19 protein-coding genes and 2 pseudogenes are annotated in these 21,655 nt (G+C 69.7%); 12 read left to right on the forward strand and 9 right to left on the reverse strand.

Translation table 11 applies throughout. From position 1 onward, the window contains the following. Window positions 1–652 precede the first annotated feature (652 nt). Window positions 653–1,222: pseudogene (locus GEV28_RS27725) on the forward strand (toll/interleukin-1 receptor domain-containing protein); the annotation flags it as partial. Window positions 1,223–1,255: 33 nt separating this feature from the next. Beyond that, window positions 1,256–2,152 carry a M48 family metalloprotease gene (locus GEV28_RS27730; protein ID WP_291415248.1) on the forward strand — a complete coding sequence of 299 codons (897 nt, stop codon included), beginning with the start codon at window positions 1,256–1,258 and terminating at the stop codon, window positions 2,150–2,152. Here the strand turns inward: GEV28_RS27730 and GEV28_RS27735 are convergent. The 4 genes from GEV28_RS27735 to GEV28_RS27750 form a co-directional block, all read right to left on the reverse strand. Next, window positions 2,142–3,356 carry a hypothetical protein gene (locus GEV28_RS27735; protein WP_291415250.1) on the reverse strand — a complete coding sequence of 405 codons (1,215 nt, stop codon included), beginning with the start codon at window positions 3,354–3,356 and terminating at the stop codon, window positions 2,142–2,144. The two genes, GEV28_RS27730 and GEV28_RS27735, sit on opposite strands and share 11 nt — an antisense overlap. Then, window positions 3,353–6,253 (reverse strand): AAA domain-containing protein, encoded by a 2,901-nt coding sequence (locus GEV28_RS27740; protein WP_291415252.1) that lies wholly within the window; start codon window positions 6,251–6,253, stop codon window positions 3,353–3,355. Before GEV28_RS27740 ends, GEV28_RS27735 begins: the two co-directional genes overlap by 4 nt. A gap of 10 nt (window positions 6,254–6,263) precedes the next feature. Then, entirely contained in the window at window positions 6,264–7,214 is a 951-nt protein-coding gene (locus tag GEV28_RS27745) for a hypothetical protein (RefSeq protein WP_291415253.1), read from the reverse strand. 845 nt (window positions 7,215–8,059) lie between these two features. After that, entirely contained in the window at window positions 8,060–8,200 is a 141-nt protein-coding gene (locus GEV28_RS27750; protein ID WP_291415255.1) for a hypothetical protein, read from the reverse strand. Between the two features lie 41 nt (window positions 8,201–8,241). Here GEV28_RS27750 and GEV28_RS27755 point away from each other — a divergent pair, with 41 nt between their 5' ends. Beyond that, on the forward strand, window positions 8,242–9,219 hold the full coding sequence (locus GEV28_RS27755; RefSeq protein ID WP_291415256.1) for an HNH endonuclease signature motif containing protein: 978 nt from the start codon (window positions 8,242–8,244) through the stop codon (window positions 9,217–9,219). Between the two features lie 26 nt (window positions 9,220–9,245). On the opposite strand, the gene GEV28_RS27760 is transcribed toward GEV28_RS27755, so the two are convergent. Then, complete coding sequence (locus GEV28_RS27760) at window positions 9,246–9,611, reverse strand: hypothetical protein (protein WP_291415258.1); 366 nt, start codon at window positions 9,609–9,611, stop codon at window positions 9,246–9,248. 372 nt (window positions 9,612–9,983) lie between these two features. On the opposite strand from GEV28_RS27760, the gene GEV28_RS27765 reads away from it, so the two are divergent. From GEV28_RS27765 to GEV28_RS27780, 4 genes are all read left to right on the forward strand, one after another. Then, the gene (locus tag GEV28_RS27765) at window positions 9,984–10,877 is read left to right on the forward strand and encodes a helix-turn-helix transcriptional regulator (protein ID WP_291415259.1); all 894 of its coding nucleotides are present in this window, start codon (window positions 9,984–9,986) and stop codon (window positions 10,875–10,877) included. Between the two features lie 5 nt (window positions 10,878–10,882). Further along, window positions 10,883–11,083 (forward strand): DUF397 domain-containing protein, encoded by a 201-nt coding sequence (locus GEV28_RS27770; RefSeq protein ID WP_291415261.1) that lies wholly within the window; start codon window positions 10,883–10,885, stop codon window positions 11,081–11,083. A gap of 133 nt (window positions 11,084–11,216) precedes the next feature. Beyond that, window positions 11,217–12,011: a hypothetical protein gene (locus GEV28_RS27775; protein WP_291415263.1), complete on the forward strand. Its 795-nt coding sequence runs from the start codon at window positions 11,217–11,219 to the stop codon at window positions 12,009–12,011. 265 nt (window positions 12,012–12,276) lie between these two features. Further along, window positions 12,277–13,734, forward strand: coding sequence for a plasmid pRiA4b ORF-3 family protein (locus GEV28_RS27780; protein ID WP_291415265.1), 1,458 nt, complete (start codon window positions 12,277–12,279; stop codon window positions 13,732–13,734). 297 nt (window positions 13,735–14,031) lie between these two features. Here the strand turns inward: GEV28_RS27780 and GEV28_RS27785 are convergent, their stop codons facing one another. Then, window positions 14,032–14,679, reverse strand: coding sequence for a TetR/AcrR family transcriptional regulator (locus GEV28_RS27785; RefSeq protein WP_291415266.1), 648 nt, complete (start codon window positions 14,677–14,679; stop codon window positions 14,032–14,034). Window positions 14,680–14,806: 127 nt separating this feature from the next. Between GEV28_RS27785 and GEV28_RS27790 the strand changes: the two genes are divergently transcribed. From GEV28_RS27790 to GEV28_RS27800, 4 genes and pseudogenes are all read left to right on the forward strand, one after another. Continuing rightward, window positions 14,807–15,859: an aldo/keto reductase gene (locus GEV28_RS27790; RefSeq protein ID WP_291415268.1), complete on the forward strand. Its 1,053-nt coding sequence runs from the start codon at window positions 14,807–14,809 to the stop codon at window positions 15,857–15,859. Between the two features lie 411 nt (window positions 15,860–16,270). Then, window positions 16,271–16,366 (forward strand): annotated as a pseudogene (locus tag GEV28_RS42595) (DUF3237 family protein); the annotation flags it as partial. A 55-nt stretch (window positions 16,367–16,421) separates the two neighbouring features. Next, window positions 16,422–16,640 carry a DUF2007 domain-containing protein gene (locus GEV28_RS27795; RefSeq protein WP_291415270.1) on the forward strand — a complete coding sequence of 73 codons (219 nt, stop codon included), beginning with the start codon at window positions 16,422–16,424 and terminating at the stop codon, window positions 16,638–16,640. Between the two features lie 183 nt (window positions 16,641–16,823). Then, the gene (locus GEV28_RS27800; protein WP_291415271.1) at window positions 16,824–18,362 is read left to right on the forward strand and encodes a GMC oxidoreductase; all 1,539 of its coding nucleotides are present in this window, start codon (window positions 16,824–16,826) and stop codon (window positions 18,360–18,362) included. Window positions 18,363–18,368: 6 nt separating this feature from the next. Here the strand turns inward: GEV28_RS27800 and GEV28_RS27805 are convergent, their stop codons facing one another. Beyond that, a complete protein-coding gene (locus GEV28_RS27805; RefSeq protein ID WP_291415273.1) occupies window positions 18,369–18,848 on the reverse strand; it encodes a carboxymuconolactone decarboxylase family protein in 480 nt (159 codons plus the stop codon). Then, complete coding sequence (locus GEV28_RS27810) at window positions 18,845–19,918, reverse strand: dihydrodipicolinate reductase (protein ID WP_291415274.1); 1,074 nt, start codon at window positions 19,916–19,918, stop codon at window positions 18,845–18,847. Before GEV28_RS27810 ends, GEV28_RS27805 begins: the two co-directional genes overlap by 4 nt. Before the next feature lie 164 nt (window positions 19,919–20,082). Between GEV28_RS27810 and GEV28_RS27815 the strand changes: the two genes are divergently transcribed. Beyond that, window positions 20,083–20,946, forward strand: coding sequence for an exodeoxyribonuclease III (locus tag GEV28_RS27815; protein ID WP_291415275.1), 864 nt, complete (start codon window positions 20,083–20,085; stop codon window positions 20,944–20,946). A 208-nt stretch (window positions 20,947–21,154) separates the two neighbouring features. Here GEV28_RS27815 and GEV28_RS27820 read toward each other — a convergent pair whose 3' ends face one another. Then, window positions 21,155–21,652 carry a GNAT family N-acetyltransferase gene (locus tag GEV28_RS27820; protein ID WP_291415276.1) on the reverse strand — a complete coding sequence of 166 codons (498 nt, stop codon included), beginning with the start codon at window positions 21,650–21,652 and terminating at the stop codon, window positions 21,155–21,157. Window positions 21,653–21,655 lie beyond the last annotated feature (3 nt).

Here is a 21,655-nt window from a genome sequence, read left to right on the forward strand (position 1 = left end):
GCATCAAGATCACCGATCGTGAGATGAGAACACTCCTCGCGCGGTATCTGACCCCACACGAGTGGCACGGCGAATGGAACTACACCATCAGCCCGACCGACACACCCAGTTGAGCGTGTTGTTCATTTCCAAGCCCTTAGCTCCACTAGCTCTGATCAGAAGAGCGATAGCAGCCTTGATGAAGACGACTACCGCCTTGAGCACAACGCGGGGTCGCCATGAAGAAGCGACGCGACGAAATTCGCCACGTCACCTCCCTGCTGGAGGATCGCGCTGAGCACCTCAACCTCGTTGTGAGTCAGGATCACGACGGGCCACGTCGAATGGCTGGAAGACTTCTGCTTTGTGTTGACGCGGGAAGTGTTTCCGCCTTGCTTCGTGACCCAACGGCCGCGACGTCCGTCAGCCGCTGTAACGGGCTGGCGCTCGGCGATCGGCAACGGCTTGAAGCCAATTACGAACACGATATACCGGATTTTCGAATCAAGGCTGGCCTACTTCTCGCAGAGGAACCGGATCTCGGGGAACTGGCTCGCCGGTGTGCTTACCAGCCGTCGGGCAGCGATGCTCGGTAGGAGGTCGCAGATGCCTTCGATCGCGCGGTGGACCAGCTTGACAAGAGTCGACTCATACCCGAGTCGTTTCGTACGCGCACGAGTACGAGGAGCACAAGGAGCACGTCCACGTCTTCGCCGCCTTGCTCGCGACAGCGGGGCTCGACGTGGTGTTCGACCTCTGGTCGGCCAGTGCGCGGCAGGACTGGTATTCCTGGGCGATCCGGGAGGCGCCCGGCGCGGACTACGTCCTCGTGGTCGTGTCCGAGCAGTACGGGGCGTCCGGGGATGGCCTCGGCCCGAGCGCGGCGAACCGCGGTGTCCAGTCCGAGGCCGCCCTCCTGCGCGAGCTGCTGTACAGCGACCGGAAGAAGTGGCTGCCGAGGATCCTGCCGGTGCTGCTCCCTGGGCACGACATCGCCGATATCCCGCTCTTCCTGCAGCTCAACACGGTGAGCCACTACGAGCTCACGTCCCTCACCGCCGAGGGCGTCGCCGAGCTTCTCGAGGTGATCCGGCGGCGGCCCGGCGATCCCGCACCCGAGGCGCGGCCGGCGTTCCCGCCGCGCGCCCGGCCGCAGGGACGGGTCGTCAACCAGATCAACGGCACGGTCAACGGCAAGGTCGTTCAGGCCGAGACCATCGAGGGCGACGTCAACTTCTTCTGACCGCCCGGGTCCCCGCAACGGCGAGGAAGTGGAATGGACGACCAGGCACGTGCCGCGAACCCCGTGACGCGTCGCCGCCCGGACGCGTCCAGCACCCTGTCCCTCCTACTGGGACTGCCCGCGTTCCTGTGCAGCCTCGCCGTGGTGGCGGCCGTCGGCACGTACGCGCTGCCGCGGGCGCCCTGGCTGATACCGGTGTTGTGGGTGTTGTCCGGCGCGGTGCTGTTCGTCCCGTCGGTCGAGCCGGTCGTCACCCGGTTGCTGCTCAAGGCACGGCGGCCCAGCCAGGCCGAGCTGGACGACCTCTGGCAGCCGTGGCAGGCGGTGTGCCGGGTCGCCGGGGTCGCGCCGGACAGGTTCGTGCTGATGGTCGAGGACTCCGACGATCTCAACGCGTTCGCCGCGGGCGGGCGGACCGTGGCGGTCACCCGGACGGCCCTGCGGCTGCCGCCGAAACACCTCGATGCGGTGCTGGCGCACGAGCTCGGTCACCATCTGTCGGGGCATCCGATGGTAGACGTCCTGTCCAGGTGGTACGCACTTCCTGCACGCGGTGCGGCGTTCCTGGCCATGCTGGCGTTGCGGGTCATCCTGGCCGTCGCGTCGGCGTTCGCCCGGGTCGGCGGCAGCGTGAGTGTGGTGGTCGCGCTGCTGCTCAGCCTGCTCGTCCTGACCATGCTCGCGTTCCTCAGTGTCTGGCTGCTCCTCGTCCCGCTCATCAGCCCGTTCCTCGCGTGGGCGAGACGTCTCGGAGAGCTGAGCGCGGACCGCGTGGCCGCGTCCCTCGGCTACGGGCCGCACCTGGCCGACGTGCTGCACCGGTGGTTCTCCGTCAGCGGGCAGCGGCCGGAGGGCCTGCGGAAGGGCCTGCTCGCCACCCACCCGTCGCCCGCCACCCGGATTCAGCGCCTCCACGGCCTCATGCGCTGAGGACACGGTCCAGCTGGGCGGACAGGGCACCGTGGTCGTTCGCCCTGGCGATGTCCCGCAACTCGGCCAGGTCGATCGAGCCGAGTTCGAGCTGGCGGGCGATGCGGTCGACCCGGCCGGCGATCGCGTCTCTGTCCATTGTGGACCATCTGGCCATGATGTTGTTGACGCGGGCCAGCAGCGCCCGCCTGCGCATCGCCGCGTCGGTACACCACAGCTGGAAGAAACCGTTTCCCTGCACCACGAACGTGCCGACCCGGTCCACCGGCAGGCCGTCCTTTCCGAACCGGCTCGCGGGCAACCGGACGCGGAGCGAGCCGCCGGACGGCGCGCGCTCCGGGCGGTGCTCGCCCAGGCCTCGCTTGTCCGGCCAGTCCCGCGCGCGCTTCGCGTCGTCGTCGTGGCGGACCGACGCGACCTCCGCGTCCAGCACGGTCACGATCTCCGGGGTCCGGTCGATGAGGTCGCTCATGTCCGGGTCCGCCTCAGCGGCCGCCTGGTTGTAGGCGAGGTGGCATCTCCCGCCCCGCGACGTCCGGCCGCGGACGACGTACAGCGGCAGGTGGACCAGCTCGTCCGAACCGAGCCGCCTGGGCCGCTCGATGCGCTCGGGAAGGTTGAACCGGTCGCGGTCCGGGTTGGCGGCCAGCGCCTCCAGCGCGCGGCCGTCCAGCCCGCGGGTCGGGAACAGCACGTGGAACAGTGGCCCGCCGCCGGACCGGATCTCGTCCGTCCGGGCGGCCGGGATCAGCGTGATCTTGCGGGTGTCGTAGTACTGCCGGGCCAGCGGCTGGGAACCGAACGCGGCGAAGTACAGCATGCGCCGGTCCTCGCGAGTGACGATGTACTTCTTGCGATCACGCACCGAAGCCAGCCCGATCGGGGTCAGCTCCCAGCCGTCGCCGGAAGGGACCAGGTGCTGGATCGCCACGAGCGCCCGGAGCGCGCGGTCGACGAGCTCGGGCTCGAGCGCGTAGAAGGCGGCCAGCTCGGCGGTCGTGCGCAGGCCGCCCTCGGCGATGCCGCGCGCGAGGAACCGGTCGATCAGCTCGTAGTCCTCGGCCTCGGTGATGTCGGCCTGGATCGTGACCGACCAGACCGGCAGCAGCAGCGCGAAGATCCGGGTGGGGACCACGCCCCTGGCGAACGCCGCGTCCTCCAGGACGCGCTGCTCTGGGAAGGAGAAGGGTGCCGTTCTGTTCACAGTTTCGCGTCGATCTCCTCGTACTGGCGGACGTCGCCATGCCGGGCCACGTAGTCGCGCAAGGCACAGGCCAGCTCCCGGAAAGGCTGATCACGTGCGGTGGTGAGGGTGTTCAGGTCGCCGACCAGTACCAGCTGCCGCTTGGCGCGGGTGAATGCCACGTTGGCGCGGCGCAGCTCGGACAGGAAGCCGACGTACCCGTCCGGGTTGCTGCGCGTGAAGCCGTAGAGGATTACGTCCCGCTCACCGCCCTGGAAGGAGTCCACCGACCCGACATCGAGCCGGACCTTGTCGTCCTGGCCGATGCGCCGGACGAGCGCGGTGGTGATCTCCTTGACCTGGGCGCGGTAGGGCACGATCACCGCCCATTCCCGGCCGAGCCTGTCGTAGTGTGCCGCGAGCTTCACCAGCAGATCCGCCTCGGCTTTGTTGTAGTAGCCCCGCTGGCCGCGGTCGCGGGCGCCGGCCGACCGCTCGCGCCGGCGGCCGTCCGCGAGCCGGGCGGTGTCGACGAACGCGAACGGACTAGCGAACAGCCGGTCGTCGTGGTCGCGCTCCACCGCGGTGCCCAGCCCCTTGTCGTAGTACGTCTGGGAGATGAACTCGGCGATCACCTTCGGCATCCGGCGCTGCTCGGTCAGCGGCGCGACGTTGGCGCCCGGAAGCCTGCCGACCAGGAGCTCCAGCGCGCTGTGCGACAGGAGCAGGCGCATGGTGGGGTCGCCGACGTCCTTGCCCCACACCTCCACCTCGGAGTCCAGGTACGGCGGCAGCTGCTGGTGGTCACCCACCAGCACCGCCTTGCGAGCGCGCACCAGCGGCACCAGGACGTCGGCCGTGCCGATCTGGCCGGCCTCTTCGACGATCACGAGGTCGAAGTCCACATCGGACAACTCGGGACGCGACGCGGTGCCGATCGCCGTGGCGGCGATGACGTCCGCGTAGCGGATCAGCTCGGGATACAGCTGGCTCGTGGCCCCGGACACCTCGCGTTGCCACTCCGACAGCAGCTGCGCCCTGCGGTGCAGCACGGGGATCCACTCGACGAGCCACGCGGACAGACCGGTCAGCTGGGCGTGTGCCTCCTCGTCCGTGCCGCCGTCGTGGAGCGCCGGCGGACGGTGGCTCCCAACCACGGTGCGGGCGCTGTACGCCGCACCGAACGCCTCAGTCCTGGCCTTCCCGGCCCGAGCCGTGGCCGAGGTCAGCTCGTCCCATGCCGCGCGCACCGCCGGGACGTCGCGGGTGATCTCGTCGAGGCGCCGTGTCGCGGTCGCCACCGCGACCGCTGCCTGCTCCTGCTCGGCGCACAGGCGTTGGGCTCGGACCAGCGGCCGCCCGCGCCGCCACTGCCAGAAGCGGGCGAGCAACCCGGATCCCTTGGCACGCGAGAAAGCCCGCTGCGTCGCCTGGTCCAGGTGCGCGAGCCGCCGCACGCGCTTGCCCTGCGCCGCCGCGAGCCGGTCGAGCTCCGTCGCCGCGGACCCGCCGGCAGCCCGGCGAGCGGAGTCGAACTGCTCGCGTGTCCGTGCCGACTCGGCGACGGCCGCGCCGAAGGTCGCTGTCCGATCGCCGAGCTCGATCGCCCAGCGGTCGGCGACCTCCAGGTGGCGCAGACCGTCGAGGGCCGCGGCGACCGTGCCGAGTATCCGGTTGCGCAGCTCGCGGGCCTGGGTCTCCAGCAGGTAAGGGCGCCCCTCGTCGGTCACGCTCCCGCCGCCGACCCGGACGACGACCAGCTCGGCCGGGAGCCGCTGCAGCACGTTGTCCACCGCGCGGTTCGTGTGGCTCGTGACCAGCACGCGCTGTGGTGCGCGCCCCGGCCGTCCGACGGCCGCTGCGTTGGCGATCTGGCTGATCACCCTGGTCTTGCCGGTTCCGGGCGGTCCGAGGATCGCCATCAGATCCGGCACGCCGAGCGCGCTACGGAACGCGTGCAGCTGGCTGTTGTCCAGGCGGATCTCCGGGTCGTCGGGTGCCGGGGCCAGCCGGTGGGTCCGGTGGTCCACGAGCACGTCCAGCACGGCGGGGTTGCGCGACTCCCCGTCACGCAGCATCGTCACGGCCTCGCGCTGCTTGCGGAACACGACCGTGCTGGGGGTGAGCTCCAGCTCGCCCACCTTCGGGATCCGCTCCCAGTCGACCGGGGTGTCGAACCTGACCGTCGCGGACCGGTTGTGTTTCCGGGTGACCTGACCGCGTTGCTCCGGTTCGCCGCGGACCTGCACGAAGGCGTCCTCCTCCGGCACAGGACCGGTGAGCACGAACTCGTACGCCGAGTGGGTGCTGTGCCGGCGTTCGCCGACCGGTTTCACCTCGCGGTACGGGAACGGGTGCGCGGCGCGGATCTGTGCGGTGGTGATCCGCTCGTTCGCCTCGATCACCTGCTCGAGCGTGTCCAGGAACGCCGCGTGGTGCGGCGGAAGCCTGGCCGGCTGCGGCTGAGCGGCCGCCTGCTGCGCGGTGTACGCCGCCCACTCATCCAGCAGGCGCTCGTAGCGGGCATCCGCGTGGTCACCCAGTTCCCTGATCGTCGAGACTAGCTCCCACGACCGCGGCCGCACGGACAGGTAGCCCTTGGCGAGGCGGCCGTGGTCGCGCAGGCGCAGGGGCTCGATGGCGGCGATCACGTATCCGCGGCGGGTGCCTTTGAAGGGGTCGGTGGGGTAGAGGCGCATGACCCACGTCGAGCCGTGGACCAGCAGGCTCCGGTCCCCCCGCTGGCCGGTCTGGTCCGGCACCACCGGCGTGCCGTCGGGGCGGGAGTTCAGCTGGGCGTGAATCTGGGCCAGGGACCGCGGCAGGGACGGGTGATCCGCGTTCTTCCGTGCCAGCCGTGCCTCGGTCTCTGCCGACGCGACCAGGTGGACGGACCCGGACAGCCGGACTGCGCGCACCGTGCTCCTCTCAGCGGATGTGGTGCCTGGCGTCGCGTAACGCGGCGCCCAGCGACTCGATGTCGGGACGCGCCGCGGCGTCCGGGACGAGGGCGGCGTCGATCACCGCGGGGACCGCCGGGTGCCACGTCCGGACCGGTGGCGGCATCGCGCCCGGCACCGAGCCGCTAACGATCCGGTAGGCGATGGCGGCGACCTGGTAGACGTCGGTGCCCGGCCCGGGCCTTGCCGGCCCGCGCCGGTGCTGTTCGGGCGCCCGGTACGGTCCGGAGTTCTCCCCCGGACGGCCCGGCCGCGCGGCGAGCCCGAGGTCGCGGAGTACCAGCCGGCCGTCGTCGCGTGCGATGAGCGTGTCCGGCGCCAGGGCGCGATGGCTGAGGTTCCGGCCGTGCAGCTCGCCGAGCGTGGTGCACAGGGAGGCCAGGCCGCCGAACCACCGGGAGACCCGAGTTGTGTCCACGTTTGGCCCGTCGTCGAGTAGTTGGTGCAGGCTGTCGCTCGGCCGGCCGGACCGCTCCCGTGGCCAGGAGACCACGAGCGAGGTGACGCGGTGGTCGTCGCGGAACTGGAGCACGCTGGGCAGGTTCGCGATGTGCTCGCGAGTCAGCAGCGCGTGTTCCGCCGCGAGCACCCGGCCGGCACCGGTGCCGGCCCGGTCGTCGACCTGGCGGAGCCAGCCCAGGTCACCCGTCGAGCTGACTCGGGCCTGCCGGTACACGGCACCGTCAGCCGCCCGAGCCTCGGCGAAAAGGTGATCGTGCACGACGTAGTCCCGGCCGTCGATCGACAGCTGCGCCCCGGCCCCGAAACCCGCCACGGGCTCGCCGGCCTCAACGACGTGCATGACCGGCGAACCGCGGTGCACGTTGACATCGCCGGCGACGGAGCCGACCTGGAGCACGGGCCCGTACACATCTCCGCGCACGACATTGCCTTGTTCGGGCTCATCTTCTCGTGCCACGTCACCACTCGCGCTCGCCGGGAATTCGGGAAGGTCGCCAGCTTAGTGGGTACGGAGTGACGGCGTCATGGTCAGGCAAATGTCGCGGCCACGGTGGCCCGGATGTCACGAAGTGCGGGCCATCAGGCGGATCCAGGGCGACATGGTTGTTTCTTTCATCGTGACGACCGTCGGCGTGTAGGACGTCGCGTGGCTTTGTTCGCTGTGCCCAATGACCTCCTCGTAAACCACGAAGAACTGGCGACAGCCTTGAGGAGGTGGTTCCGGAGACGCCGTGACGGTCGTATGGATTTCGCCGGCGTGGAGGGCCGCCACACGGAGGTGGTCCGTTCTCCGGTGGGTGGGACGCGGTCCTGGTTGGTGTTGTTGCAGCGGGGATCCTCGAAGCAGGCGACCTCCGACACAACGATCATGTAGTGAGCTGTGCGGGGCTTGTCCGTGCGGCCGCTGCGTTGACGGTGGTTCGGTGTCGGACGCCGCAAGCGCGTCGCGGGGCGCGGCGGCCGCGCGCGGCTACCATCGGGGTATGGCGGAGCTGCTCCGGTCCAACGATGCGGTCTTGATCTCCTTTGCGACGTTCCTGCTGGATGATGCGAAGATCGAGCACTCGCACATGAGTGTCATCGACGGGTCCATCAACGCCGTCGCCAACCGGATCCCCTCGTTGCCGACGACAGGCTTGACGAGGCGCGGGCAATCCTCGCCGACGCGGGGGGCGGCGCTCGAGAACTTCCGCCGCCCTCGATGCGGACGGGGCGCAGGAACAGCGGCGTGTGCGCCTCCCCGGACGGTGTCGGGTGGACCAGCGAGCCGAGGGTGAGGTAGAGGTAGTTGCTGCCCGTTTCCTACTGGAGGGTTCGGGCGTCACGCTGCAGACCCCGCATCCGCGCGACGTAGGAGGTCTGCGTGACCGCGCCGTAGATCCGACGGTCCCTGGCAAGCTCCTGTTCGGTCACCTCGTCGGGCAGGTCCTGGGCCCGGTGCACCCCTGGGCGGCGAAACGTCGGGTCGAGGACGCGACGGACGTGTGTTGTTCGATGGCGGTCTCGGGTTCGCGGAAGGCGTCGCGGCCGCATTGCGGGCCGGGGCGCTCAGTGAGGAACAACTCGGCGTGGTACGGCGCACCTTGCCCGAGCTACCCGACGACGTGGCGCCCTCGACCCGCATCCAGGTCGAGCAGCAACTCGTGGGCGACGCTCAGCGGTTCGACCCGAGCCAGCTCGGCAAGCTGGCCATGCGCATCCGCGCCCATCTCGACCCGGACGGGGTGCTGCGCTCGGAGCGGGACGCGGCGGACCGGATGGAGCTCTCGCTCACCCAGGACGTCAACGGTGTGATTCGGGTGTGGGGTCGGTTGTCTGCCGAGGGTGCCGCGGTATTGCGGTCGGCGTTGTCGTCGTTGGCGAAGCCGTTGCCGAAGGACCCGCGTTCCGCGGCCAAGCGGCGTGCGGATGCACTGGTCGAACTGGCCCGACGGGTCCTGAACGCGGGCACACTGCCGGTCGAGGGCGGCGTGCGGCCGCAGGTTGGACTCACCGTCGATGTCGCCGAGTTGCGCAGGCACGCCGGGGTGGTGGAACTGGACTGGGGCGGCACCGTGTCGATCCAGGCCGCTCGCCGTATCTGTTGCGACGCCGACATCATCCCCATCGTGATGCGAGGTGGTTCGCAACCTCTGGATGTCGGTCGCCGGCAGCGGCTCGTCACCGGCCCGCTTCGCCGTGCGTTGATCGCCCGGGATCGGGGATGCGTCGCGCCGGGCTGCGATCGCTCACCCGAATGGTGCGAGGCCCACCACATCGTGCACTGGGCCAACGGTGGCGCGACCTCGATCGACAACACCGCGCTCGTGTGCGGCTATCACCACACGCTTCTTCACCAGGGCGAGTGGACCGCCCGCATGATCGACGGCGTGCCACACCTCGTCCCGCCCCCATGGATCGACCCGCGCCAGCATCCACAGCGGAACACACTGCACCACTCCACTCTGCGCGAGGCGGCGTGAGATGCGTGCGCTTCCCCGTCTGCCATTCACGTTTCATGGTCACCGTCGGTGGAGGTGGCCGCGTCCGGGTTGAACCACACCAGACGAGCCCGGATGTGACGGCCGACGGCGAACATGCGCAGCGCGTTCTCCGGAGCGCGCACGCTCATCCGCCGTTGGTGCGTCACGATCTCGGCGTGGTCGTCGAAGGCCATGCCCCACGCGGCGATCACCGCGTCGACGCGCTCGCCGTACTCCTGCACCACGGCGAACAGCCGGGGCGCCTCGTCGGCAACCATCTCTTCCATCAGCGCGGCGAACTCGTGCTCGTCGCACGCGGGTGACAGCGCGCCGGGATCGGGTACGAACTCGCGCAGCGCGTGCCGGGCTTCATGGGTGAGGGCTGTGGTCATGGATCTCTCCATCCGTGGTGAACGCATTGGGATGGTGGGGCCGGCGCGGGTTCCGGCCCCACCACCGGGCGGCGGTGAGCGCGGAGCGTGGTCTTAGCCGTTTGCTCGGCCGTCGGCTCGACGCGGCTTCGCTCGCCGGGGGCCGTTCCTGCCGGGAGGTGGGGCGGGAACGGTGGTCGGGTCCAACTGGTGGCGCCGGGTGAGCGTCGCCAGTCAGGCGGCTAGGGTGTCGAGGAGAACCTTCGAAATTCGGTGAGCGTGCATGTTCTGCCTGCCAAGAAGATTATTCTGTAACTCCAGTTTGTATAGTCGCTAAATTGGGTGAACGGTCTCGAGTCACGCACCGTGACCAGTCGTGAGAGGATCCGCGCCATGACGAGCCCATCGAGGTCGATCAGCATGCAGCGGCGGCTGCTCGGCGCCGAGCTGTTGCGGCTGCGCGAGCTCGCCGGCCTGACGCAGGACGAGGCGGCCGCGCGGCTGGGCAAGCAGGGCAACAAGATCAGCCGGGTGGAGTCCGGCAAGATCGGCATCGACCGGACCGACCTGGACGCGTTGCTGGAGCTGTACAAGGCGTCGGAGAAGGACCAGCTGTGGTGCCGGGAACTGAACCGCACGGCCAAGCCGAAGCGGGGCCGGCCGGCCACCGAGACCACGCTCTACCTCGGCCCGCGCTGGTTCCGCGCCTTCCGTGACCTGGAAGCCGACGCCAGCGAGATCATGGAGGTCGGCACAGAGATCGTGCCGGGCATTCTGCAAACCGACGCGTATATCCGAGCAATGTTCGGCGCGCAGGGCGTCGACCCGGCCGACCGGATCGTGGACGACACGCTGCGCGTCCGCACGGACCGCCGCCAGCTGCTGGCGAGGGACAACGCGGCCCGCTTCGGGTTTGTGCTGAGCGAGTCGGCGCTGCGCCGCCGGATCGGCGGCCCGCCCGTGATGGCCGAGCAACTGCGCCACCTGGCTGAGGTGGCGATGCTGCCGAACGTGACGCTTCAGGTCATCCCGTTCGGCGTTCGGTCCTACGCCCACCTGAGCACGGACTTCACGCTGTTCCGGTTCGGCCACGAGATGGCCAACGACATCGTCTATCTGGAGATGTACTCCGACGCCGCATACCTGGACAAGCCGCCGGAGACAGTCCGCCGCTACGCCGAACTTTTCGGCCGCCTGCGAGGGGTGGCACTCGGGCCGGTCGAGTCGAGACACTTGGTGGAGGCCGTGGCGGAGGAGTACGCCGCGGCGGCGACCGCGAGGAGTTGACCGCCATGACCGCACCCAGCGCCGGCGACTGGGCCACGGTCCCGTTCCGCAAGTCCAGCCGCAGCAGCACGAACGGCGGAAACTGTGTTGAGGTAGGTGTCCGGCCCAGCGTGGTCGCCGTTCGGGACTCCAAGTGCCCCGAGGGCGGGCTGGTCGAGTTACCGGCCCCGGCGTGGGCGCGCTTCCTGTCGGCGTTACACGCCTGACCTGACGGCGCGAACCCCGCCGAGCGAACGGCTCGTTCAATGGCGGTTGCGCCGTTAGTGTTGTTCTCACTTTGAGGCATTGCCTGGTGACGCTCGGTTCGTAGTGTGGAAGACGCTGCGGAAGGGGAGCGGCATGGGCACTTCGACCACCTGGGACGGGCCGCGCGGCGCCGGTTGGACGAAACTTCGGCGCAGCATCGGACAACTCGGCCGTACCGCCGGCCAGGCGGCAACCCCGGACGAGATCCCGAACCCTCGGCAGGGTGACGGTCCGATCTCCCCACAGGGCGTGGAGACAGGAGGCCAACGGTTCCTCGACGCGCTCGCGGAGGAACTGCGGGCAGACCCGGACGCCTTCGGCCTCCGCGACACGATGCGCGACGGCGCCGACCAGCTGGTCCACGCTATGAACGAGCTACGGCGCGACCTGGCCGCGTTCGGTCCGCCACCACCGGAGTGGGCCGGCTCCGGCGCCGACTGGTTCATGTCGGAGTTCGTGACCACGGTGGCCGGCGAGCGCACAGGCATCGTCGACGCGTTCGTCCGCCGCAGCGCCACCCGGTGCGCGGAGAAGCTGCTGGACGATCCGCGCGTGCGAGAAGCAGTAACGGGCGAGGCCCGTTCGTCCAGCCTGGCCATGGACCTGTTCTGCGCGGTGTACACGTTCTTCTTCGCCGACGTCGTGACGGAGTTCGCCAAGGCGGCGGTCGCAGAACAGGTCAAGCTGGCGCTGCCGGGCCTGGTGATCATCGACCCGGGCGGTCAGATCCCGGACTGGATCGGCGAGAAGGTCGCCGCGTGGATCCCGAACCCGTGTGAGGAGCAGGGCAAGGACGAAGGCGGCCGCTCGGCGGCCGAACTGGCTTCGGATCTCGTGCGCGACAACGTCGACCGAGCACTCGGGCTTGCGAACGGGACAGAGGCATGATGGTCGAAACACGCAGGTTCGAGTTCGCCGACCTCATCACCTCGCGGTTTCCACACTCGCCAACAGGCTTGCCGACCTCGACTCGGCGGCACGGGTCCTCACAGAACCGACCCGATACGCAGTTGTGAACTCCTGACATCGGCCAGGGCGGGCAGCGGGGCTCCTCCCCGCTCCTGCACGCCACGTGGTCATCGGATTGTCGACACGCCAGACCCCGGTCCTTGTGTTGATGCCGCGTGGAGGCATACTCGCTGCGGTGAGCCCAGTGAGTCGTGGACGGAAACCCAAGAAGCGCAACAAGTCCGTAGGGCGGCCCGCGCCTGTCAGACTGGTTACCGACACGGAGCCGTGTGACTGCCCGGCCTGCGCCGGCCCGCCGGTCGAGCTGTCCGAGCTGGTCGACGGAATACTCGTCGACGTCGCGGACGACGCCCTGCCAGCCGACCCGATCGCGGCCGAGTTCGGGGCGGCGCTGTTCGTCGCCATGTGCGAGCTGGCCGGTGAGGAGTACGAGGACGCGCTGGCCGACGGGTTCGTGCCCGAGTTCGAGTCACGGGCGGACCCCGCTGCGCTGATCATGCTGCTGGCGCTCGGTTCGGTCTGTGACGGTCGGGCTGGGGACGCCGCGAGGACCGCGGCGAGTCGGATGGTCGGCGCCGGGGTCGAGCCGCCCGGCTGGGCCGCCGAGCTGACCGAGCCGGTGTCGGTCGGCGACTGCTGGCGACTCGCTGATCCCGACGGCACCGGGGCCATGCTGATCTGCTCCTTCGACCGGGCGGGTCGACCGCATGTTTTCACCGTCAGCGTCGATCACACCGACTGCGGCGCGGCCGTGAACATCGAGCTGCTCGACGCCGAGGGGCTGCCGCGGGCGATGGAGCTGGTACGGCAGTCCGAGGTCGCGGTCAGCGAGGAGCGGCTGGACCCGGCGGAGCTGCGTTGGCAGGTCGAGTGCGCCCTCGACGCGCGCGCGGTGCACGACGCGGGGGAGTTGCCGTTCGACGAGGACGGTTTGCCGGACTACTACCCCTTGGCCGTGCAGCTCCGGGCCCGGCTGCGTGCGCTGCCCGACTCCACCAAGCCCAAACCACCGCACGACGACCCGCTGACGTCGTTTCCGCGCCTGCTGGACGCGTGGTCGTCGCGCCTCGTGCCGCCGAAGCCGACCGGTCCGGCGCCGGTCTACCAGCTCAAGGTGGGGCTGAAGGGGGCGAAGCCGCCGGTCTGGCGGCGGCTGGAGGTGCCCGCCGACATCGGTCTGGACCGGCTGCATGTGATCATCCAGGTCGCGTTCGGCTGGGACGGCAGCCACCTGCACGCCTTCGAGACGCCTTATGGCGACTTCGGGATCGCCGACCCCGAACTTGGTCACCAGCCGGCCGAGGAAGTGTCGCTGGCACAGGTGTTGCCCGGCGAGCGCGAGAAGATCACCTATCTGTACGACTTCGGTGACGACTGGCGGCACGAGATCGTCGTGGAGAAGGTGCTCGACCCCGACGAGTCGGTGACCTATCCGCGCTGCACGGGCGGGCGCCGGGCCACCCCACCGGAGGACTGCGGCGGCATCTGGGCCTACGCCGACCTGCTGGACGTGCTCGCCGACCCGGCACACCCCGAACACGCCAACAGCCTGGATTGGCTGGGGCTCGACAGCGCCGCCGAGTTCGACCCGGCAGCCTTCGACGCCCCGGCGATCACGAAGTCATTGTCGAACCTGCCCTGACTCCGGCGGCGGACACCAGCCGCCCGTAACCCGGGTGGCGCCGACGCGACCGTCGCCCTGCCACTCGAACCTGACCGGGCGTTGGTATGGCCAGATCTCACCGTGGTGGAGCGAAGAGTCTGGCGAGATAGTTCTGGGTGCGCGACGTCCGACGCCGAGGTACCGGCCCACCTACGACTCCGAACGCGCGGCCGCCGACTACATCGTCTGGCTGCGTGCGGGCAACGAGCAGTGAGCGCTCAAGGCGCACTTGGCATCCTGGGTCTGCGTCGTCGGAACGGCGCTCCGTGCATGACGTCAGGAGCGAGACTGGCTCGTATCGGAGCCGTAGCGTAGTCCGTCGATGAGGAGCGCGACCATGCGCCGGCTGTAGGCGGTTCCCTCCTCGCTCAGGGGCATGCAGAGGTTGGAGACGGCGTACAGGAGGTCTTTGGGGCTGATGTCGCTGCGGATCTGGTTGGCGGCGGCGGCTGCTTCGAGCAGTGACCCGAGGGCAGGTCCGAGTCGCTGCATGAAGTAGTCGGGTAGGGCGTCGAACGCCGGATCGCCCGAGTGAAGAGCTGTGGCGAGTCCTCGTTTGGTGGCGAGGAACTCGGCGTAGCGGTGGAGCCACTTCGCGAGTGCTGTTCCTGGCTCGTGCGCCGCGGTCAGCGCCGGGCCCGCGTCGGCGCAGGCATCTATCTCGCGCTGAAGCACGGCTTTGACCAGGTCTGAGCGTTGCGGGAAGTGCCGGTACAGCGTTCCGACTCCGACGCCGGCCAGATCGGCGATCTCTTTCGCGGGTGCGTCCACGCCTGATGTGCCGAAGACGATCTTCGCTGCTTCGAGCAGGGAGTCGATGTTGCGTTGCGCGTCGGCGCGCAGCCGACGCGGCGCGCGTTCGGGTGCGCCCGGACCCGCTGAGCCGGTCGAGTCGACCCTGGTCGGCGCCGTGTTCTCCGTCACGACTCTCCTTCGCTTGCTAACCGGAAAGCCCTTCCGTATAGTTCTGGAAGAACGTTCCGCTTCGGTCCAGGGTACGGCATCGACAGAGCGCTCACCACACCTCGACCACAACCTCAGGAGAAGCAGTATGCGGTATCGCACCCTCGGCCGGACCGGCATCAAGGTCAGTCCGTACGCGCTCGGCGCCATGATGTTCGGGGCTGTCGGCAACCCCGACCACGACGACTCGATCAAGATCATCCACAAGGCCCTGGACGCGGGGATCAACGTCATCGACACCGCCGACATGTACTCCCACGGCGAGTCCGAGGAGATCGTGGGCAAGGCCCTCACGGGGCGCCGCGACGACGTCGTGCTCGCCACCAAGGCCCGGTTCCCCGTGAACTACGACCCCAGCGGCGCCACCCCGGCTGTTCCCAACCGGTCGGGCGCCTCACGCCTCTGGCTGGTCCGCGCCCTGGACGGCTCGCTGCGCCGCCTGGGCACCGACTACGTCGACCTGTTCCAGATTCACCAGCCCGACCCCGACACCGACATCGAGGAGACCCTCTCGGTGCTCACCGACCTGGTGCGGGCCGGCAAGGTCCGGGCCATCGGCACCTCCTCCATGCCCGCCTCGAACATCGTCCAGTCCCACTGGGTCGCCGAGCGGCGCGGCCTGATCCGGCTGCGCACCGAGCAGCCTCCGTACTCGATCCTCAACCGCGGCATCGAGCGCGAGGTCCTTCCCGTAGTCCAGGAGTACGGCATGGGCGCCCTGGTCTGGAGCCCGCTCGCCGGGGGCCTGCTGACCGGCCGCTACCGCAAGAGCCAGCAGAACACCACCCACCGGTCCCAGTTCGGCTTCCAGCACCTGATCGACGAGCGCCGCCTGGACGCCGTCGAGCAGCTCATCCCGCTCGCCCAGGACGCCGGGATCCCGTTGACCCACCTGGCCATGGCCTTCGCGATCGCCCACCCCGGCGTCACGTCCGCGATCATCGGGCCGCGCACCGTGGAGCACCTCGACGACCTCCTCGCCGGCCTCGACGTCACGCTCACCAACGAGATCCTCGACCGGATCGACGAGATCGTGCCACCAGGCACCGACATCGGCAGGCTCGACATGGCCTACAACCCACCCGCCATCGAGCACGCGCGGCTGCGCCGCCGGCCCGTCGACGAACGCGCCGCCGCCTGACCCATCCCCGCATCGCTCCCGTACGGCGGGCGCACCCGCGGCGCCCGCCGTGCCCCCGAAACCCCAGAACAGAACATGGCCAACTCACCGCGAAAGGACTGAGGTCAGCCAGCTGGACCTCCTCGACCCGACGTCGATCGACGCCTTCGCGGCCCGCTATCTCGATTCCGGCCGTCCGCTCCACGTCCTGATCAACAACCTGCGAGCGGTGGCCAGCCGCGCCCGACCGCGATCGGAAACCACGCTCGCGACCATCCCCCGATCGCCACCGCGACCCCGGGATACAACTGCCCGACAGCGGCGAGCCCCGCGGTCACCGACGCGCGCCGCTGGGTCACCCCGGCCAAGCTGCGGGCCGATCCCGTCAGGAGGCATCAGGTCGACCTCGCCCGCTAATGCTTCCGCACGAACCCGCTCTTCGAGACGGGGGCGGAGCGATACGCATGGCTGAACGACGTCGTCTGCGTAGGATCGGGGTACCTGATCGAAGGCGGGATCGCTTACCGGATCTCCCAGGTCCTCCGAAGGGCGATGCGGCGCCCCATCGCCAGAAGGTGGACACATGATCGAGCTCATCCGTTCCAACGACCCGGTGCTGATCTCGTTCGTCACCTCGCTCCTCGAGGATGCGAAGATCGCGCACTCCGTGGCCGACTCGCACATGAGCGTGATCGACGGGTCGATCAACGCGGTGGCGAACCGGGTGATGGTCGCCGAGGATCGGCACGACGAGGCCCGGGCGCTCCTCAACGATGCCGGGGTGCCCGTCGGCGACGGGTGAGGACTCTCGACGGGTTCGGACGCAAGTTACTCCAAGGCGCGTAGTGACTGGACGCGCGATGGCAAGTATAACTTGTTCTAGTCCGTCGAGAGTGAGGAACCTCACATGAGCGGCGATGTGGCGTGCGGTAACCGTTCCAAGCACATCTCGCGTAGGAGCTTCCTGGCTGGAACTGGTTCTATCTTGGGGGTCGCGGCTCTCGGCAGCCACACCGCGGCGGCGTCGATCGGCGACGGGGCCCGCGTGCCGGCCCTGGTGATCGGCACGGGATACGGCGGCTCCGTGGCCGCGTTGCGGCTCGCGCAGGCGGGCGTCGACGTGCACATGATCGAGATGGGCATGGCCTGGGACACACCCGGCGCGGACGGCAAGATCTTCGCCAACACGACCAGCCCGGACGGCCGGTCCTACTGGCTGCGCACAAAGACCAAACAGCCGCTCAGCAACTTCCTAGGCTTCCAGATCGACCGGGACATCCCCCGCTACACGGGGATCCTCGACGCCGAGGAGTTCGGCGGCATCACCGTCTACCAGGGCCGCGGCGTCGGCGGCGGGTCGCTCGTCAACGGCGGCATGGCGGTGACCCCGAAGCGGGAGAACTTCGCCGCCATCCTCCCGTCGGTCGACGCCGAGGAGATGTACGGCACCTACTACCCGCGCGCCAACGCCGGGCTCGGGGTCGGCACCATCGACCCGGCCTGGTTCGACACCACCGACTGCTACCAGTACGCCCGGGTCGGCCGAAAGCACGCCCAGCGCTCCGGCTTCCCGTTCGTCTTCGTGCCCACCGTGTACGACTGGGACTACATGGAGCGGGAGGCGGCCGGCACGGTCCCCAGGTCCGCACTGGCCGGCGAGATCCTCTACGGCAACAACTACGGCAAGAAGTCCCTGCGGAAGACCTACATCGCCCAGCTCGAGGCGACCGGCCGGGTCACCATCTCGCCGTTGCACAAGGTCACCTCGGTCGCCCCGGCGAGCGGCGGCGGGTACACGGTCGTCATCGACCAGCTCAACTCCAGCGGCGACACCACGGCCACCAAGACCGTCACCGCGGACCGGGTGTTCTTCGCGGCCGGCAGCGTCGGCACCAGCAAGCTTCTCGTCACGCTGAAGGCCACCGGCGCGCTACCCAACCTGAACAACGAGATCGGCAAGAGCTGGGGCGACAACGGCAACGTCATGTGCGGCCGCGCCAACCACCTGTGGGACCCGACCGGCAGCCTCCAGTCCGCCATTCCCACGGGTGGCATCGACAACTGGACCGCCGGCGGCGCGTTCGCGGAGGTGGCGCCACTGCCGACCGGGATCGAGACCTGGGCCTCGTTCTACCTGTCGATCACCAAGAACCCCAACCGCGCCGAGTTCTCCTGGAACGCCGCGACGGGCAAGGTCGACCTGAGCTGGCAGACCGCATGGAAACAGCCGTCCATCAACGCCGCGAAGACGATCTTCGACAAGATCAACGCGAAGGAGGGGACGATCTACCGGACCGACCTCTTCGGCGTCTACAAGATCTGGGGCGACCACCTCACCTACCACCCGCTCGGCGGCGCGGTGCTGAACAAGGCCACCGACAACTACGGCCGCCTCGCCGGCTACCCAGGCCTGTACGTCATCGACGGCGCGCTGGTTCCGGGCAACACCAGCGTCAACCCGTTCGTCACGATCACCGCGCTCGCCGAGCGGAACATCGAGAAGATCATCGCCACCGACCTGTGACGCGCCTCAGTGCTGGGGCAGCACGCACGCGACGTCGAGCCCCAGCACGTGGTTGAGCCGGCCGAACGCCAGCCAGGAGCCGATGCTCATGCTCAGCTCCACGATCTCCGGCTGGCCGTAGTACGCGGTCATCCGGGCCCAGAACTCGTCGTCGATGCCGTGGTGGTCCAGGGCGTACCGCTCGGCGTACTCGGCGGCCAGCCGGGTGCGGTCGTCGAACGCGTCGGAGGTGCGCCACTCGGTGACCGCGTCGAGGAACTCCGCCTCGACCTTCTCCCCGTCCCGCTCGGTGCGCCAGTCGAGGCAGAAGACACACCCGTTGATCTGCGCGATCCGCAGCCGCGCGGCCTCGAACTCGCGGAGCCCGAGGGTGCTGTCGGCGTACACCGCCATGGAGAACCTCGACGCGGCGATCCCGATGCCGGGGACCATCTCGCCCCACACGTACCCGATCGGGTCCTTGCCCTCGGGGATGTCGATGTTCATCGCGGTGTCCTTCCGAGCGTGCCGGGGCGCAGCGGGACGTCGAGCGCGTCGTAGAGGCCGGGTTCGGCGTCCACGAGCCAGTCGATGGCGCTCACCAGCCGGCCGACCGCGGTGGCGTTCCCGCCCGCGGACCGGTTCTCGCCCTCGTCGGTGGCCTCGACCGTGACCTCGATGCGCGGCCGGCCCTCGATGACCACCCGGTGCGCCCCGTCGCCGTTCGGGGGCGTCGGCCAGTCCGGGGCGCAGGAGGCGTGGATGCGCGTGACGTGCTCGATGACGATGCGGGCCTCGCCGTCGACGATGCCCTGCACCTCGAACCGGACCGCCCCCTGGGTCCCGGCCTCGAACTCACCCATCGTGCGGGTGCTGACCGTGGCGTCGAGCGGGCGCCGGTCCAGGGTCTCGCGGATCTCGTCGAGCTCGACGCCGAGTGCCCTGGCCATCAGCCGGACCTGCCCGCCCCACACCATGGTCGGCACCGTCGGCAGGAGCATCGGTGGCTGGTAGTCCATCGGCTGGCCCATGCCCACCAGGTACCGGACCGAGTCGGGCTGGTCGTAGGTGGAGTAGTCGAAGATCTCCTGGCAGCGGATCACGTCCACAGTGGTGCCGAGCCCGCTGATCAGCAGCGGCAGCACGTCGTTGCCCCAGCCCGGGTCGACGCCGGAGACGAACAGCGAGCCGCCGCCGGACGCGATGGCCGCCAGCACCGGTTCCCGCAGCTCCGGCGGGGCATTGCGCTGGTCGTAGAGCGCGTACACCGACGGCGTGGCGACCACCGCGCCGGCCCGGATCGCCCTGGTGATGTCGGCGAGTGCCTCGCCGGGACGGATGTCACCGGACGCCGCGTACACCACCGCCCGGGGACTGGCGGCCAGCACGGCGTCGACGTCGTTCGTGGCCGCGACTCCCAACTCGTGGCCGAGCCCGCCGAGATCGCCCGCGTCGCGGCCGACCTTGTCGGGACTGTGGACGAGCACGGCCGTGAGCTTCAACGCCGGATGGGCCTCGACGGCCCGGACGGCCGCCCGCCCGACGTTGCCCGTACCCCAGACAACAGTGGCGATCATCCTTCGAGGCTAACGAGACACCGGATCGGTGCATAGTGTTCGCGACCCCGGACGAGCGACTTTTCGTTGCGGTCGTGGGATTTTCCCGGTCTCGATCAGTCCTGGGCCGGTGGGCGTCGTCGGCCTGCCGGTCGCCTGTCGGTGCCGGCGGCTACCGTGGCCGGGTGCGGCTCGTGACGTGGAACGTGAACTCGGTCAAGCAGCGGATGCCCCGGTTCCTGCCGTGGCTCGACCAGCGGCAGCCCGATGTCGTCTGCCTGCAGGAGACCAAGGTGCCCGACGACACGTTCGGCGAGCTCCTCGACGACGAGCTCGCCGACCGGGGCTACCGGGCGGCCGTGCACGGCGAGGCCAGGTGGAACGGCGTAGCGATCCTGTCCCGGGTGGGGCTGGACGACGTGGTACTGGGGGTCGAGGGGGCGCCCGGCTTCCCCGACCCCGAGGCGCGTGCCGTCGCCGCCACCTGCGGAGGGGTCCGCGTCCACTCGCTGTACGTGCCCAACGGGCGCGAGCCCGACTCCGACCACTACCGGTACAAGCTGGCCTGGCTCGCCGCGCTGCGGGAGGTCGTGGCGGCCGGCCCGGAGAACGCGATCGTCTGCGGTGACATGAACATCGCACCCACCGACGCCGACGTGTTCGACCCCGCCGCGTACGTCGGGCAGACCCACGTGACCGAGCCCGAACGCGCCGCGCTCGCCGAACTGCAGGCGCTCGGGCTGCGCGACGTCGTCCGCGAACGCTGGCCCGACCAGCGCGTGTTCACCTACTGGGACTACCGCGCCGGCATGTTCCCCAAGAACCTCGGTATGCGGATCGACCTCGTGCTCGCCTCCGCCCCGGTCGCCGGCCGGGTCAAGGCGGCGTGGGTGGATCGCCTGGCGCGCAAGGGAACCGGGCCGAGCGACCACGCGCCGGTCGTCGTCGACCTGGACGAGGCGCCGGACGGCGACATCGGGCCGGTCGTCCCGCCGCCGTCGGCGCCCTCGGTCAGGCGCGGGTCGTTCCGGTTACCCCAGGCGCGCTGACGGGACATCGACGCGACGGCGGCCCGGCCGGCCTCGGCGGCTCGCGCGGACGACCGTGGTCGGCTCTCGCGGAGCTTGCCGGGACGGATCCTGTCGAGGTGGGCGGGTCCGGCGGCCATGCCGAGGCGTGGCGAGATCACCCGTGGCGGCGGAGCACCCGAGGCGGGTTGCTACCCAGGTACGGCATCGCCCCTCCCCGGCCCGCCGATCACAAGTCGTTGAAAGGAGTCGCGTAGGCGAAGTCACCACGAAGCGCAGGCGTGTAGGCGCCCAGCGGGCGGGCCTGGAAGTGGTCGCCCCACTCGGCGACCGGTGGGGTGATGCCCAGCTCGGTAGCCGGGCGGAAGCCGAACCGCGGGTAGTAGTCCTTGTGGCCCAGCAGCACGACGATCGGCTCGTCGATGGCCTCCGCCGCGCCGAGCACCGCGTGCATCAGAGCGGCGCCGACCCCGGAGCGCTGGCGGTCGGGGAGCACGCCGAGCGGGCCCAGACCCAGCGCGGGCGTCCCGGCGATGTGGGCTCGGGTGCAGACCACGTGGCCGACCACCTCGTCGCCGTCCAGGGCCACCAGTGACAACGCCGGCAGCCAGCCTTCGTCCGCCCGAAGGGACGTGACGAGCTTGGCCTCCAACTCGGTCTCGAACGCGCCGCGGTGCACCGCGAAGATCGCGTCGACGTCAGCAGGGGTCTCGCGCCTGATCAACACGGC

Origin of the sequence: Actinophytocola sp. (genome assembly GCF_009379765.1) — a bacterium.
Classification (GTDB): domain Bacteria; phylum Actinomycetota; class Actinomycetes; order Mycobacteriales; family Pseudonocardiaceae; genus Actinophytocola.